This is a genomic window from Corynebacterium sp. HMSC05D08 (assembly GCF_001807215.1).
In the GTDB taxonomy this organism is placed as follows: Bacteria; Actinomycetota; Actinomycetes; order Mycobacteriales; family Mycobacteriaceae; genus Corynebacterium; species Corynebacterium striatum.
The window spans coordinates 1-14,802 of sequence record NZ_KV788350.1 but is presented as its reverse complement, the minus strand read 5'-3'; the positions used below and the strand labels follow the sequence as shown (position 1 = coordinate 14,802).

The window sequence follows — 14,802 nt, the reverse complement described above, 5'->3', positions numbered from 1 at the left end:
CCCCTGATTCTGAGCTAATCGATAAGCTTTTTAAGTACTAATTCTGCTTGTCTACAATTTTCCCGATTATCTTCTTGCAATTTGGTATTGCCAAAGCCCACACTAACCATCCCTCGCACAGTGTTGATGTTCACAGTGCAAATCAAGTCGCCCTCGAATTCGTCTTCAAAAGCTACTACTGGTAATTCAATCCCCCGATATATCTCTCGCTTTCCTAACGGAATTTCAATGTCAGTGTAAGATTTCGTGCTTGAAGCGATTGAAACCATTGCCGGATTTCCAGACGAGCTTTGTCCGAAAAAGCTACAGGTGCTCATGTCGGAGAAGATGAGGCGGTGCTCGCCGTTACCTTCGAGTCCAGCCTCCTTTAACTTCTCCTCTGGAATTTCTGTACAAGGATCAAATAGGTCGAAATCTGGGTCTGTACGGTCGAAGCTGCCGAATGGCGGCAGAACGCCGTTCCCCTCCCCCTTTGCGGTGATGCTGGAATCCGCACCAGCATCACCGCTGTCGCTCGTGCCATTGGAATCGATGAATCCCCCATCCCCGGTAGCTTCCACAGCGTCCCCCGGATTGTCGGCGTTTTCTGCCGCCTTGTCCATACTTGTGCCGAAAGTGTCCCCCGCCTCCTTTACGGTATCTGGCTGGTTTTCTTTCGCGCTCCATGGAGCAAGTCCTATAGCGCAGCCCGTCAGCACCCCCATGCTGACAATCAGCGCTACGACAATCCCCTGCTGCTTCATGATTACCCTTCATCAGACTTCAATGACGAGCCGGAAGGCCGCTGTTGTAGCTGCTAGCCGCTTGCTGCCTCCCGCAAATAGGATGCACGAATCTGCGCGGTCTGTCGCGCCAAGATGTGAATTGGGTCAAATTCGGGGAGTCTTCTACGACATAAAGATGCCTTGCCTAAACCTCGAAATGGGAAAAATTTCCTGCTCAAACCATATGAAAAGGCTGTAAAAGAGTTGGAAGAACCATGAACTCTCAACCATTTATTAATTCCCCCATTTCTACACCCGAATTACAAGAATGTTACTTAGCAGACTTATGCCCTACCGCTCATATAAGAAACCCCAGCCGCCAAGGGCTCGCCTTGGAAGCTGGGGTCTAAGAAAAGCTATTTTATTCAGAACACCGTTAGCGGTCTTGGAAATAGGACAGCAGGCGCAGAATCTCAGTGTAGAGCCAGACCAAGGTGACAGTCAGGCCGAGTGCAACGCCCCACGCAGTCTTGGACGGAGCACCAAGTCGGATGAGACGGTCAGCGTGGTCGAAGTCCGTAAGGAAGGACATCGCAGCAAGCACGATGCAGACCAAAGAGAAGATGATGGCAATCGCGCCGCCATCGCGCAGTGGGCTGAACCCGAAGAAGATCGCACCGATGAAGTTACCCAGAGCCAGAACCGCCACACCAGCGATGAGACCGAACATGATCTTGTTGAACTTCGGGGTGACCTTCACAGCACCAGTCTTGTAGATGACAAGCATGCCGATGAATACGCCAACGGTACCCATGATTGCTTGGCCGATAAGTGCCATACCGTCAGAACCAGCAACGTTAACGCCAGCAAAAAGAAGCGAGAAGCCACCAACAAAGAAGCCATCGAGTACAGCGTAGGTAAGCGTCAGCGGCGCAGAGCCGAACTTCTTACTAAACGCAGCAATTAGCGTGACGATGAAGCTGCCCAAGCCACCAACTACAGTCAACAAGATTGCCGCACCATAGTTGACCTGAGTGCCGATGAAGAAGTTGGCAACTGCAAAGACGATCAACACCGCGAGCGTAATGCCGGTCTTAGTAACAACGTCGTCGACAGTCATTGGTCGCTCAGAAGTCTGACCGGCTGATTGTCCATATCCCTGCTGGCCAAATGAGTTTACATTCTGGCCAGCATCGTAAGGGTTGTTGTTACCGAACGGGTTGGTAGAAGTTCCTTGACTCTTCGTCAAAGAGTTCATTACCGGGTTGCTTGAACGCATTGAGGTACCGATTCCTTTCACAGGTTTAGTCACTAGGGTTAGCGAACGCCCAGCCTAACAGTAATCACGCACCATTTGGGCCAAGCGGTTTCATTTAAGATTCCACTAAGTTCAACGCGTGCAATACTTCAAAAGTTCCCAGCCGTACGGTTTTACTTTGAACTATTTTGCAGTGCCTCGGGGAATCGAAATCCCGGGTTTCACTTATCGTTACGCTTGGGGTTCATTGCGCACGCGCTTTCCGACGTCCCACCTCACCCAATTCACGAAATGACAGGTTTAGCGCACAAATGCAAACTGGTTCTGCAGAGCAAAAGGTCATGGACAAAAGTCCATGACCTACAAATTTGGTGCCCCCAGTGGGACTCGAACCCACACTGAATTGATTTTAAGTCAACTGCCTCTGCCGATTGGGCTATAGGGGCTTTAAGGTGTGCTCCTATTTTAAGGCACCCCACATGCACACGCCGACAGTGGGGTACCCGAGAGGGATGGCGTTTGCGATACTTACAGGTCAGCCGCAATACCGACAACGATCCCATCGAGGATGTCCTTCTCACTAATGAAGAAGGACTTTGCATCACTGTTACGTTCAATCATTCGGATAATTCCCTCAACAGCCACCGATCCGCCACCAATAACGTCGGCACGACCAGGATGAATGACTGGGTTAAGCGCGCGGACGTCGGAAGGCACGCCCATCAATTGACGCGTCAGCACACGAAGCGCATCAAAACGCAGCTCAGAACCATGGATAGCATCGGCGTCGTAGCGCTCTAAGCCCTGTGCCAAGGCTGACAGAGTGGTGAAGGTACCAGCACAGCCCACAAAGGTCTGTGCGTCCGAAATCGGAACGATCTTCTCTACTTCCTGCATACGCTGTTCCACGTAGTCAGCAGCGATCTCAATCTCTGCCTCCGTCGGCGGATCCGTCCTCATGATGCGCTCAGTCAAACGGACACAACCCATCTGTGCCGAGTGCGCACCCAGGATCTCACCTTCTGCTGTTCCCACCACGAACTCGGTAGAACCGCCGCCGAGATCGATGACGCAGAATGGTCCCTTGTGTGACGCCAAGTCAGTGACCGCTCCCTTGAAAGACAACAAAGCCTCTTCTTCGCCGGTGATGACCTCAGCCTGTGCCCCTTGTTGGATTTGGCCAAGCAGCTGCGCCGCCATGTCGAAGAATTCACGCTGGTTCTTTACATCTCGCGTAGCGGATGTAGCCACCATGCGCACACGTTTGACATTCTCGAACTTCATCTGCTGGACGTAGCCTTCGAGCGCCACGCGAGTACGCTCCAGAGCTTCAGCAGCGAACTCCCCTGTTGCGTCAACTCCCTGACCTAAGCGGACGATTTCCATCGTGCGTACGATGTCACGAATCTTTCCGTCTTCCTGAACCTCACAGATGAGGAGTCGAATTGAGTTGGTTCCGCAATCAACGGCGGCGACGCGAGTCATTGAAACTCTTTCCCTTCAAAAATTAAGTGTGCGTTGGCAGCAACGGGGTTCTTATTACGCGTGTGCTACTCGGCGTTCGAGAAATCGAACTGGCTCAAGTCGATACCGAGATCCTCGGTGGTGGGCCATTCTTGCGGAATAGCAGTGCCACGCAGTCGGCCGTGGTCTGCTGCCAATGCAACTGCCTCCGTGCCCAAACGGAAGTGCTGTGGCCCCTCAGCGAGGGCATACGCGATAAGCACGTGGAGACACTTCACGCGATCAGGCATGCCACCGCCGGAAAAGGTGGTTCCTAGGTCCTCGATTTCGTTGCGCTTGGCGAGGAAATACTCGTGCGCACGCTTGTAGTCTTCAGCTAGTTCTTTATCCTCTGCCAATCGAGCTTCCATCCACTTCATAACGTGAGCTACCTCGAGGCGCGAAGCCTCCGCAGTCAGGCGCGGGTCAGTCAAGTAGTAGAGGGTAGGAAATGGCGTGCCGTCAGGTAGCTTTGGGGAAGTCTTCACCACGGCCGGCTGGTTGTCCGGTGTGCGATAAGCAATGTCGAGCACACCACGCGGAGCGCGGCCAAGTTGCTCTTTAACAATTTCGAGATCTGCATCGTTGACGGTCATGACCGTTATTGTCTCATGCCAGTGCAACTCTAAGACGCTTAGGATTCACTGCGACCACAAAACTGCACGGTTCTAGACTACAAAGCGCTACTGCGCTGCAGGCTCTGCCGGTGCTGCGGGAGCTCCTGGAACTGCAGGGTCACCGTCGCCAGCAGGAACTTCCTGTCCCGGCACTGCCTCCGGGCCAGACGACGGCGCAACCGTCGGCAGGTGTCCTGGATCGGTGTTTGTCGACCCCGTCACGCTTGTGTCTTCATCTTCAGAGATAGACCCCCAAAGAATTTCATACCACGGACGAGAATCTACATCGCTCAGCCTGTCGGTAGTCACCGTATTGTTGTGATTCATCCGGTTATCCATGATGCGGTATGCGGTCTCGCCCTCCGCAATAACGCCAAAACGGCGACGCGCTTCCTGCTGCAAGTAGTCCTCGGAGCGGTACTTATCAATCTCTTCCAGCAGCTCTTCCTTTTCCGCTTGCTTTGCGGCAATGGCTCGCTCGAGCCGGGCTGTTTCAGAACGCACGTGATAATAGTTGCGCAATGGCACCGCGATGGTGAGCAGCACGATTAGCACAACCACGAGAATTACGGCAAAGCCAACAATATCCATGCGGCCCATTGACTTAATGCGTTGCGACGCCCCCTTGGCTTTCGCTTTAGCCGCGGCTTCTCGCTGTCTAGTGGCACGCGAAACCACTGGAACAGTGGTCCGGGATTTCTTGGAAGTGTGATTCTGGCGTGCCATAGGGTTCCTATCCTAGCGACGAGCGCTGTTTGAAACGGATGACGCGCGTGTGATTGGAGTAAATTCTCACAAAAAGAAGCGCCGCCCGCGGCGGTCCCTCCTTGAATGGGAGGAATTACCTGCGGACGGCAGAGTCGTTAACGCTCAAAGGCGATTAACTCTGGGGCGCTAGCCCCGAAGAATTAGCCCTGAAAGCGAGGGAATGCGGAGCGGCCTGCGTAGACAGCGCCCTCGCCGAGCTCCTGCTCGATGCGCAGCAGCTGGTTGTACTTAGCAACGCGCTCGGAACGAGCCGGTGCACCAGTCTTGATCTGGCCACAGTTCAGTGCCACTGCAAGGTCAGCGATGGTGGTGTCCTCGGTCTCACCGGAGCGGTGAGACATCATGGTGCGGTAGCCGTTGCGGTGAGCCAACTCGACAGCGTCGAAGGTCTCAGTCAGGGTACCGATCTGGTTAACCTTCACGAGCAAAGCGTTAGCAGCCTTCTTCTCGATGCCCTCAGCCAGACGGGCTGGGTTGGTGACGAAGAAGTCGTCGCCAACGATCTGGACCTTGTCACCAATGGTTGCGGTGAGCTTGGTGTAGCCCTCCCAGTCATCCTCCTGCAACGGATCCTCGATGGAGACGATTGGGTACTCGTTGATGAGCTCCTCGTAAACCTTGGCCATCTCCTCAGCGGTGTGCTCGCCGCCCTCGAAGTGGTACTTGCCGTCCTTGAAGAACTCAGAGGAAGCAACGTCGAGTGCCAGGGCAATGTCCTTGCCTGGCTCGAAGCCAGCTTTCTTGATTGCCTCAACGATAAGGTCCAGAGCAGCCTTGGTGGACTCAGCTTCTGGTGCGAAGCCGCCCTCGTCACCGAGACCGGTGGACAGTCCCTTTTCCTTAATGACGGACTTCAGGGAGTGGTAAACCTCAGCGCCCATGCGCAGTGCTTCTGCGAAGGACTCAGCACCGATTGGAGCAATCATGAACTCCTGAACGTCAACGCCAGAGTCAGCGTGTGCGCCACCGTTAACAATGTTCATCATTGGAACTGGAAGAACGTGGGCGTTCGGGCCGCCGATATAACGGTACAGCGGTAGGGCTGCGGACTCAGCAGCAGCCTTAGCAGCAGCGATGGAAACACCCAGGATGGCGTTTGCGCCGAGGCGAGACTTGTTCTCGGTGCCGTCGAGGGCAATGAGGGCCTGGTCGATGAGGCGCTGGTCGTCGGCCTCGAAGCCAGCAATCTCGTCAGCGATCTCTTCGTTGACGTTCTCAACAGCCTTGAGAACGCCCTTGCCCAGGTAGCGCTCGCCACCGTCACGAAGCTCGTGTGCCTCGTGAACACCTGTGGAAGCACCAGACGGGACGCCGGCTACGCCGTGTGCACCGTCATCAAGGAAAACCTCTGCCTCGACGGTCGGGTTACCGCGGGAATCAAGAATCTCTCGAGCAAATACGTGGATGATGTCAGCCATGCTGCTTTCACTCCTATTGAGCCAAATTGGTTTAGATATGTGCTTTGGGTTTCTTGCCCCAAATCACCTGCCGCCAATTGTTCCAGAAAACTTCGGAACGTGTCGGACAGAAAGTCACATAGTGAGCTAAAACGTGATTTTTTCTACGAAGCAGCGGGCTGCGGAATCGAATAAGCATTGGCTGCAGCAGCCACGCGTCGCAGGTAGTCCTCCGACTGGTTGTAATTAAGTACGCCTGCACGCCAATCTTCAGGAACCGACAAATTTCTTCCACCAAAGCATAAGAGTGCCGCCGCACCGAGTGCTGCATCGTCGATTTGGTTGGGATCGGCTACACCATCCCCGTTTGCGTCACGGCCGACATGTTCCCACGAGGAAGGGATGAATTGGAGCGGGCCAACTGCGCGATCAAACTCGGCATCGCCATCAAAATGCCCACCATCGGTATCCGGCGTATGGGCCGTCCCATTCATTCCATCCAACGCAATGCCAATAATCGGCGGATCGGGATAGCCATTCTCATCCAACTTCGACGGACGGAACCAGTTTCCGTTGTATGTGCCGTGGCGGGTCTCCACCCATCCCAGCCCCGCAAGGGTCGTCCAGTGAAGATTGCATTCTGGCCATGCGTCACGAGCAATAAGCTCTGCATTTCCATAGGCCCGCAACGCTTGACCGGAGATACCGGTTTCAGCTTCCAGTTGGGAGGACCAATACGTTAGTTTGTCGGCTGTACGCCCCTCAGCGTGCACGTCGATATCGGGAACCGCCATTCCCGCCAACGGTGGCATGGCATCTGGCACGGGTTGCAGCTGTTTCAAGGTCGCTGGCTTGCCCAATGCGGAGAGAACCCAGCCCACAAGGGAAACGATAACGACCACAGCGAGGACTGCGGCTAGGCCGCAGCCCCCGAGTTTCCGCAGCCGCTTAGTCATGGGTAGCAATCTTAACGGGCAACACATCCCTGCCCCACCTGACACTTCGACAGAGAGCATCCTCCCAGAAGAAATCCAGCAAACTAGTAAAAATTATGTCGTTATATTCACACCCGTAACATTTTGCGCTACAGTAACCCTGTTAAGTCTGGACTTTTGACCTAACCCTCCTCTTACTCAACCCCGCATTTCCCCTCCCGAAGGAGTCACATGAACATCCGCCGAATCGCCGCCGCAGCCCTGGCCACCATCGCCCTTGGCACCGCCACTCCGGCTGCTGCACAGGCCCAGAACCTGCGGGGCGACATCAACAGCCTCGCAGCGCAGCTCATCTCCGGAGCCGACTGCGGCACCGTCCGCACCGCCCTGACACTAATTGATCAGAACACCCCGGGCGTTTTGCTCGATGAAAACACCACCCGCAATCAACTCGCACACAACCTGCAGAATCTCGGTGGCGAGCGGAAGGCTCAGATCTCCCCGCTGACTATCGCAGCCATCAAGTACTCCGGCCTGACCGCCGACCGCGCACTGGCTTGCGGCATCGTCAAGCAGGACACCCCGCTCACCGGCGGCACCGGCCTGTCATCCCAGATTTCGGACTACCTGCCAATGCTCTCCTCCACCCTGAACCTGCCGAAGCTTTAAGACTCCGATTCCAAATTTCCGGAGTCTAAACCCAAGGCTTGCGACTTCTCGCGGGCCTTTCCTTCTGCCCACAGGAGCTCTTGCTTTTCGACGTCGACTAGCTCGCGGGTTCCATCAAAAAGATACGGTGCGCGCGAGCGAAGTTTGGTCACGAAGGAAGCCGCGACGTCGTCAAGCGTAAACGCGCCTCGCCGCGAGGCGAGCTCGGCATGGAAGAGAACTTGCAGGAGGACGTCGCCAAGCTCCTTGCACAATTCTTCATCCCCCGCGCGTTCCCGGACCGCCTCCGCAAACTCTTGAGATTCTTCCGCCAAGTACGGCAAAAGGCTTTCATGAGTCTGCGCCCGCTCCCATTGCCCTATCCGCACCGCTTGCATCATCGCTTCGCGGGCTTGGAGCATCGGATCCTGGCGCGAGGGTGCCTCAATCAGTTTTTCGCCTGCCGCCAGGCGCGCTTCTACCTCTTCGTCGTGCGCGTCGGTAGAAACGAGCAGCCCGAGCCCGGTTGGATCCTCTCCCGAAAGGAGATCGCTGAAGTTCCATCGCACACGCACTGGAACTTCACCCGTAAATGAAACTGGACCCAAGAGCAAGCCCTGGGCCTCCATCGGAATCATCGTGGGCCAGCGTTCATCGAGCAGCAGAACAGTCATGGCCACAAAGTATAGGGCAGTTTAGTAATCAGGTTTTAAATGCTGACTTCGCTCCGTGGCTTTTGCGGGGTATTTTAGTCGAATGACCTCCACTACTTCCTCCCTGGCGAACGCCGAGTCATCGCGCAATCACACGGTGACTCTGTGGACTCTCGTCGCCTTGATTATCGGCTCCACCGTGGGCAGTGGAATATTCTCGCTCCCTCAAAACATCGCCTCGGTTGCAGGTCCCGGCGCAATGCTCATCGGTTGGCTCATCGCCGGCGTGGGCATGCTCTCTGTCGCGTTCGTGTTCCAGTACTTGGCGCACCGCAAGCCGCACCTCGACTCCGGCGTGTACTCCTACGCCCGCGCGGGCCTAGGTGATTTCATCGGCTTTACCGCAGGCTGGGGCTACTGGATTGGCTCCGTAATCGCACAGGTGGGGTATGCCACACTCTTCTTTAACACCGTGGGCCACTATGTGCCGCTTTTCGACGCCGATCATCGCTGGGCCTCCGCCATCGCAGTGTCAGTAATGTCTTGGGCCATTTTTGCAGTTTTGGCGCGCGGCATTAAGCAGGCCGCTGTGATGAACATGGTGACCTCGATTGCCAAGATAGTGCCGATTCTGGCCTTCATGGTCTTCATTGCTTTCCTCGGCTTTAGCTGGGATAAGTTCACCTTTGATTTCTGGGGCGAGGACTCCGGCTCAACCGTCTTTGAGCAGATTCAGGGCATCATGCTCTATACCGTGTGGGTATTCATCGGTGTGGAGGGTGCCTCCGTCTACTCCAAGCAGGCCCGCTCCCGCAACGACGTCGGCCGTGCCACCGTCATCGGTTTCTTCTCCGTGCTGGCACTTTTGGTTTCGGTCTCCACCTTGTCATTCGGCGTGCTCTCCCAAGCTGAACTGGCAGCATTGCCGGATAACTCCATGGCTTCCGTGCTAGAAGCTGTCGTCGGCCCATGGGGCGCGGCTTTTATCTCCATCGGCCTCTGCCTTTCTGTGCTGGGCGCTTACGTGTCTTGGCAGATGCTGTGTGCTGAGCCCATCGTAATGATGGCTATCGACGGCCTGCTGCCTCGCAAGATCGGCACCATCAACGTGGCCGGCGCCCCATGGGTAGCGCAGCTTATCTCCACCTCTGTTATTCAGGTCTTCATCATCGTGTTCTTCCTGAATGAGACCTCATATAACGCCATGGTGCAGCTGGCCACCATCATGTACCTGCTGCCTTATATCTTCACCTCGCTCTACCTGCTTTTACTGGGTATCCGCGGCAAGGGCCTTTCACACCCGCACGCAGGTGTGAAGTTCGATCTTTCGGGCCCGGAAATCTCGAAGCGGGAAAACCGCCGTCATATCGTCATCGGCGCCATCGCATTCGTTTACTCGCTGTGGCTTATCTACGCCGCCGACCTGGTTTATGTCTTGCTCGGTGTGCTCGCCGTTATTCCAGGTCTTATCCCTTACGTGGGAACGCGCCTGTATAAGAAGGAGCGCGTCTTCAACGCATTTGAATGGTGCGTCGTGGCCATCGTCTTCATCGGCGCGATCGCTGCGATTTGGGGTCTGAGCACCGGCAGTCTGGCACTCTAAGCTTCTTAACTCCTAAAAGGGGTAGCCACACGACGTGTGAGTTGCCTCTTTTCTTTTTGCGCCAAATCACGCCAAATAAATTTCAAGTTAGCCTTACCTTGGTTAGATAGTTCAAGTGGCGGAACACCGTCCCTTCGTCACTGCCCTGAAAGAAATTGCTGCTTTTTGCTAACTTGCTCATCGGCCTGCGCGAAGGCCTTGAAGCAGCCATGGTCGTTATGATCCTCGCCGCCTACCTAGCCAAGTCCGGCCGCAAGGACCTGATGCGGTGGGTGTGGGTCGGCGTCGCCAGTGGCGTTGGTCACCTACATGCTGCTGTGGATGCGCGGTGCTTCGAAGAACATGAAGGCAGAACTCGAGGGAAAGCTGGAGGCGGCCATCACAGTGGGCGCGGGTTCCGTCTTCGTCCTGGCATTCATGGCCGTGGTCCGCGAGGGCATCGAGACAGCGCTGCTGGTGTTCGATACCTTTGCCTACGGCTCCACCATGACGCCGGCGCTCGGCCTTTCCCTAGGCATCCTCATCGCCGTAGCCGTAGCCGTAGCGATGTACTACGGCGCAGTGCGCATCAACCTCGGCACCTTCTTTAAAGTCACCGGCATCTTGCTGGTCGTCGTGGCTGCGGGCATCCTGCGCTATGGCATCACGGACTTGCAGGAAGCTGGCCTGCTGCCGGGCCTGCACACACTCGCCTTCGACATCTCTAACGTCATTGCGCCTGGCACTGCACTTGCGACCTTCATCGAAGGAATCTTCAACCTCGTGCCGGCGCCGACCTTGCTGTCCATGATCGCATGGGCGGTCTATCTCGTCGTCGCCATGTATCTCTTCCTCCGCCCTGCCCCAGCGCCAAAGCCAGCTAAGCAGGAGCAGCAAGCAGACACGCAAAGCATGGCGCACTAACAACTTTTCTAACTCTTCGCCTCACAACTTTTTAAACCAAGGAGAACAAACCCAATGAAGCGCATCCTCGCTGCCGTCGCCGGCACCGCTGCCGTACTGAGCCTTTCCGCGTGTGCGAACAAGGTCGACGAGGCAGAGTCCACCAACTTCACGGTCACCGCCTCCGACGAGTCCTGTGAGGTCTCCGGAACCGAGGCCACCACTGGTACCTCCACGTTCGACGTGACGAACAACAGCAAGAAGACCACTGAGTTTTACGTCTACACCTCTGGCGGCCGCGTGGTTGGTGAGGTCGAGAACATCAGCTCGGGTGCTACCCGCAAGCTGGTTGTGCAGATCACCGATCCGGGCGAGTACACCCTGACCTGTAACCCAGGCATGGTGGGCGACGGCATTTCCCAGAAGCTCAACGTCACCGGCGAGGCAGTTGCCGCCACCAAGGATGAGGTTCTGACCCAGGCTGTTGACGGTTACATCTCCTACGTCCGCTCCCAAACCAATAACTTGTAGGGCCAGGTAGACGAGTTCGTTGCCGCCATCGAGCCCGTGGCGGAGTCCTTCCCAGATGACCTCGACCCGCGCATCGACCTGCGCGAGGCCGACATCGAAGAGGGCGACACCTGGACCGGCTTCCACAAGATTGAGAAGGATCTGTGGGTGAACAGGAAGATCACCGACGAGACCAAGAAGGATGCCGCCCAGCTCAAGAAGGACATCGCTGAGCTTGTCGACGGCGTCGCAGCCGACGATTACACTCTGACTCCGGTTCAGATTGCCTCCGGCGCCCAGGGCCTGTTGGACGAGATTGCAACCTCGAAGATCACCGGTGAAGAAGACATCTTCTCCCACACCGACCTCTATGACTTCCAGGCCAACCTGGACGGCTCGAAAGCAGCCATCGCCTCCCTGGAGAAGGCTCTCAATGAGCGCGATCCACAGCTGCTGACCGACATCAATGAGCGCTTCGAGAAGGTGCAGACTCTGCTGGACAAGTACAAGGAGCTTTCCGACGCCCTCGATGTCCTGACTGAGAAGGTCTCCACCGTCCAGGAAGTTGTGGCTAAATAATGTCATTCGCATTCAGCCGCCGCGCATTTCTGACGGGCGCATCCGCTTTGGGCGCCACCACGCTTGTGGCTGGTTGCGCGACTAATTCTGCCGGTACCACTTCTGGCGACGCTGCCATCAAGTTCGACGGCGAGCACCAGGCGGGCATCACCACGGCCCAGCAGGACCGCATGCACTTCGCGGCTTTTAACGTGGTGACTAAGGAGCGCTCTGAGTTGGAGGAGCTGCTCAAGAAGTGGACCGCTATGGCGCGCCGCATGACCCGCGGCGAGACCACAGTGGATGAGACGATTGAGGACGTGGGCCAGCACTCGGTGCCGAAGGACACCGGCGAGGCCTACGACTTGGAGCCTGCGAACCTCACAATCACCATTGGGTTTGGGCCTTCGCTTTTCGACGATCGCTTTGGCCTGGCATCGGCGCGTCCGAAAGAGCTCAAAGACTTGCCGAAGTTCTCCGGCGACATGCTGGTGGACAAGCTTTGTGGCGGCGACATCGCCATCCAGGCGTGCTCTGACAACCCGCAGGTGGCTATCCACGCCATCCGCAACCTGGCGCGCGCTGGCAGCGGAGTCGTGGAATACAAGTGGTCCCAGCTAGGATTCGGCCACGCCACTGCCACCACGCGCGGCCAGCAAACGCCGCGCAACCTCTTTGGATTCAAAGACGGTACGAACAACATCAAGGCTGAAGATAAGGACATCGTCAACGAACACGTGTGGGTCTCTGGGACCGACTCGTGGTTTGACGGCGGTACTTTCGCCGCATCCGCATGCTCCTGGAAAACTGGGACCGCCAGGTACTTGCCGACCAAGAGGAGACCTTTGGACGCTCCAAGGGCAGCGGCGCTCCCCTGGGCCGCAGCGACGAATTCGACGAGCTGCCATTGGACGAATACCACGGCACTTCTGGCCCGGTGATTCCGCTGACGGCACACTCGCACTTAGCGAGCCATCAGGAAAACCAGGGCGCGCGCATGCTGCGCCGCGCGTACAACTTCACGGATGGAATCGACGACTTCGGCCACCTCGATGCGGGCCTATTCTTCGTGGCCATCGTGAACTCGCCCGAGCAACGCTTCATCCCGATCCAGTCCAAGCTGGCAAAGTCGGACAAGATGAACGAATACGTGCGCTACGAGTCCTCCTCTATCTTCGCCTGCCCTCCGGGCACCACCGGCGAAGACGACTGGTGGGGCCGCACGCTGTTCGAGGCCACGGCCTAGATGCGTCCGCGCCGCGTTCGTGCGGCGCGGACTCCGCCCTAATAGCGAATGACGCGGCGGCCTTCGATGCCGCCCTTGATAAGCCCCTCGAAGACCTCGTTGACCTCGTTGAGCTTGACTTCCTCGACCGTCGGCTTAATCATGCCGCGGGCGTAGAAGTCGAGCGCCTCCTCGAGATCCTGGCGTGTACCCACGAGCGAGCCGCGGATGGTGAGGCCCTTGAATACGATGTCGAAGATGGGCGCGGGGAACTCTCCCGGCGGCAGGCCGTTGAAGACGATGGTGCCGCCCTTGCGCGCCATGCCGATGGCCTGGCCGAACGCCTGCGGGTGGACGGCCGTAACGAGCACGCCGTGGGCGCCGCCCTTGGTATACTCAGTAACGGCCTCGGCCGGGTCCGCTTCCTTGGCGTTGACGGTGTACTCGGCGCCGTGCTTCTTCGCCAGCGCTAGCTTCTCTTCTGAGATATCCACCGCGATGACGCGCATGCCCATGGCGACGGCGTATTGCACCGCGATGTGGCCCAGTCCACCGATGCCGGAGATGACCATGAACTGGCCCGGGCGCGTCTCTGAGACCTTGAGCCCCTTGTAAACCGTGACGCCAGCGCAGAGAATCGGCGCGACCTCGATCGGGTCCGAGCCTTCCGGAATGCGTGCGCAGTAGCGGGTGTCCACGAGCATGTACTCGCCAAACGAGCCGTCCACGGTGTAGCCGCCATATTCCGCCTCGTCACACAGCGTTTCCCAGCCGGTGCGGCACTTCTCGCACACACCGCAGGCGGACCACAGCCAGACGTTGCCCACGATGTCGCCCACCTCGACGGTGTGCTCGCCTGGTCCCAGCTTGACCACTTCGCCCACACCCTCGTGCCCCGGGATGAAGGGTGGCTCCGGCTTAACCGGCCAGTCGCCTTCCGCGGCGTGGACGTCCGTGTGGCAGATGCCCGACGCAAGGTTACGCACGAGCGCTTGGTTGCGCCCCGGTTCCGGAAGATCCGCCTCACGGATATTCAGGGTAGGTCCGAATTCTTCGACGACAGCGGCGGTGAATGTATCACTCATTATGTACTCCTTTACTACGGGTCGATGACGTCACCCAGACTAGAAATCTCGCCCGCGCGCGTGTACCGCTCTACCCCGCTGCAAATTCCGCAAATCTGTGAATTAACACGAATCCGACGCGATGAGTGATATAGAGCATTCAGTCTGCAAAGATTGCATTTTTACCCCCGACCTGCATAAATGAATACCTATTTCATTAACCGCGGTCGTTTCCCCCCATACCGCGCGAAGGCATGCCGAATCGCCCCAGCCGCGGCCGGGTTGTCGTTTGTGGGGGTTAGTCCACGGTGCAGAGGTAGCGCTTGCCGTAGGGCGTGACGTACCAGTAGTTGCCCTCGGCATCGCGGGTATACGAGTCCCCGTCGGCCTTGCGTCCGTTATGGAACCGGCACAACGGCACAAGATTCGCGACGTTCGTGTCACCGCCCTTGTTCCGCGGGATGAAGTGGTCACGCT

Annotated in this window: 12 protein-coding genes, 1 tRNA gene and 3 pseudogenes; 5 read left to right on the top strand and 11 right to left on the bottom strand. The window is 57.1% G+C overall.

Features of this window, described 5'->3' with window-relative positions; translation table 11 throughout:
* Positions 1-14: 14 nt before the first annotated feature.
* From HMPREF3148_RS09725 to HMPREF3148_RS09690, 8 genes are all read right to left on the bottom strand, one after another.
* Positions 15-743 carry a DUF3558 family protein gene (locus tag HMPREF3148_RS09725; protein WP_049192391.1) on the bottom strand — a complete coding sequence of 243 codons (729 nt, stop codon included), beginning with the start codon at positions 741-743 and terminating at the stop codon, positions 15-17.
* A gap of 397 nt (positions 744-1,140) precedes the next feature.
* The gene (locus HMPREF3148_RS09720; RefSeq protein WP_005529976.1) at positions 1,141-1,983 is read right to left on the bottom strand and encodes a Bax inhibitor-1/YccA family protein; all 843 of its coding nucleotides are present in this window, start codon (positions 1,981-1,983) and stop codon (positions 1,141-1,143) included.
* Positions 1,984-2,331: 348 nt separating this feature from the next.
* Positions 2,332-2,408: transfer RNA gene (locus tag HMPREF3148_RS09715), tRNA-Leu, on the bottom strand.
* An 82-nt stretch (positions 2,409-2,490) separates the two neighbouring features.
* Positions 2,491-3,447, bottom strand: coding sequence for a Ppx/GppA phosphatase family protein (locus HMPREF3148_RS09710; protein ID WP_005529978.1), 957 nt, complete (start codon positions 3,445-3,447; stop codon positions 2,491-2,493).
* A gap of 65 nt (positions 3,448-3,512) precedes the next feature.
* On the bottom strand, positions 3,513-4,061 hold the full coding sequence (locus tag HMPREF3148_RS09705; protein WP_005529980.1) for a DUF501 domain-containing protein: 549 nt from the start codon (positions 4,059-4,061) through the stop codon (positions 3,513-3,515).
* A gap of 87 nt (positions 4,062-4,148) precedes the next feature.
* Complete coding sequence (locus tag HMPREF3148_RS09700) at positions 4,149-4,808, bottom strand: septum formation initiator family protein (RefSeq protein WP_080972431.1); 660 nt, start codon at positions 4,806-4,808, stop codon at positions 4,149-4,151.
* Positions 4,809-4,990: 182 nt separating this feature from the next.
* Entirely contained in the window at positions 4,991-6,268 is a 1,278-nt protein-coding gene (gene eno / locus HMPREF3148_RS09695) for a phosphopyruvate hydratase (protein WP_005529983.1), read from the bottom strand.
* A 143-nt stretch (positions 6,269-6,411) separates the two neighbouring features.
* A complete protein-coding gene (locus tag HMPREF3148_RS09690) occupies positions 6,412-7,203 on the bottom strand; it encodes a lysozyme family protein (protein WP_005529985.1) in 792 nt (263 codons plus the stop codon).
* Between the two features lie 210 nt (positions 7,204-7,413).
* Between HMPREF3148_RS09690 and HMPREF3148_RS09685 the strand changes: the two genes are divergently transcribed.
* Entirely contained in the window at positions 7,414-7,851 is a 438-nt protein-coding gene (locus HMPREF3148_RS09685; protein ID WP_049160675.1) for a hypothetical protein, read from the top strand.
* Here the strand turns inward: HMPREF3148_RS09685 and HMPREF3148_RS09680 are convergent.
* Positions 7,848-8,504: a MazG nucleotide pyrophosphohydrolase domain-containing protein gene (locus tag HMPREF3148_RS09680; protein WP_046645431.1), complete on the bottom strand. Its 657-nt coding sequence runs from the start codon at positions 8,502-8,504 to the stop codon at positions 7,848-7,850. The genes HMPREF3148_RS09685 and HMPREF3148_RS09680 overlap by 4 nt on opposite strands.
* Positions 8,505-8,586: 82 nt before the next feature.
* Here HMPREF3148_RS09680 and HMPREF3148_RS09675 point away from each other — a divergent pair, with 82 nt between their 5' ends.
* The 4 genes and pseudogenes from HMPREF3148_RS09675 (at position 8,587) to efeB (ending at position 13,282) form a co-directional block, all read left to right on the top strand.
* Complete coding sequence (locus tag HMPREF3148_RS09675; protein ID WP_049063189.1) at positions 8,587-10,086, top strand: amino acid permease; 1,500 nt, start codon at positions 8,587-8,589, stop codon at positions 10,084-10,086.
* Between the two features lie 209 nt (positions 10,087-10,295).
* A pseudogene (locus tag HMPREF3148_RS09670) lies at positions 10,296-10,989 on the top strand (FTR1 family protein).
* Between the two features lie 54 nt (positions 10,990-11,043).
* Positions 11,044-12,057, top strand: a pseudogene (locus HMPREF3148_RS09665) (imelysin family protein).
* Positions 12,057-13,282: pseudogene (gene efeB, locus HMPREF3148_RS09660) on the top strand (iron uptake transporter deferrochelatase/peroxidase subunit). Before HMPREF3148_RS09665 ends, efeB begins: the two co-directional pseudogenes overlap by 1 nt.
* Before the next feature lie 38 nt (positions 13,283-13,320).
* Here efeB and HMPREF3148_RS09650 read toward each other — a convergent pair.
* A complete protein-coding gene (locus HMPREF3148_RS09650) occupies positions 13,321-14,346 on the bottom strand; it encodes a zinc-dependent alcohol dehydrogenase (protein WP_005530002.1) in 1,026 nt (341 codons plus the stop codon).
* 277 nt (positions 14,347-14,623) lie between these two features.
* On the bottom strand, positions 14,624-14,802 hold a 179-nt coding region (locus HMPREF3148_RS14255; RefSeq protein ID WP_371440707.1), incomplete at its 5' end, for an HNH endonuclease.

Excerpts from the sequence above, each read along its gene's own strand:
- HMPREF3148_RS09720 (WP_005529976.1), bottom strand. The coding sequence starts at position 1,983 with ATGCGTTCAAGCAACCCGGTAATGAACTCTTTGACGAAGAGTCAAGGA.
- HMPREF3148_RS09725 (WP_049192391.1), bottom strand. The coding sequence starts at position 743 with ATGAAGCAGCAGGGGATTGTCGTAGCGCTGATTGTCAGCATGGGGGTG.
- HMPREF3148_RS09690 (WP_005529985.1), bottom strand. The coding sequence starts at position 7,203 with ATGACTAAGCGGCTGCGGAAACTCGGGGGCTGCGGCCTAGCCGCAGTC.
- HMPREF3148_RS09705 (WP_005529980.1), bottom strand. The coding sequence starts at position 4,061 with ATGACCGTCAACGATGCAGATCTCGAAATTGTTAAAGAGCAACTTGGC.
- HMPREF3148_RS09710 (WP_005529978.1), bottom strand. The coding sequence starts at position 3,447 with ATGACTCGCGTCGCCGCCGTTGATTGCGGAACCAACTCAATTCGACTC.
- eno (WP_005529983.1), bottom strand. The coding sequence starts at position 6,268 with ATGGCTGACATCATCCACGTATTTGCTCGAGAGATTCTTGATTCCCGC.
- HMPREF3148_RS09685 (WP_049160675.1), top strand. The coding sequence starts at position 7,414 with ATGAACATCCGCCGAATCGCCGCCGCAGCCCTGGCCACCATCGCCCTT.
- HMPREF3148_RS09680 (WP_046645431.1), bottom strand. The coding sequence starts at position 8,504 with ATGACTGTTCTGCTGCTCGATGAACGCTGGCCCACGATGATTCCGATG.
- HMPREF3148_RS09700 (WP_080972431.1), bottom strand. The coding sequence starts at position 4,808 with ATGGCACGCCAGAATCACACTTCCAAGAAATCCCGGACCACTGTTCCA.
- HMPREF3148_RS09650 (WP_005530002.1), bottom strand. The coding sequence starts at position 14,346 with ATGAGTGATACATTCACCGCCGCTGTCGTCGAAGAATTCGGACCTACC.
- HMPREF3148_RS09675 (WP_049063189.1), top strand. The coding sequence starts at position 8,587 with ATGACCTCCACTACTTCCTCCCTGGCGAACGCCGAGTCATCGCGCAAT.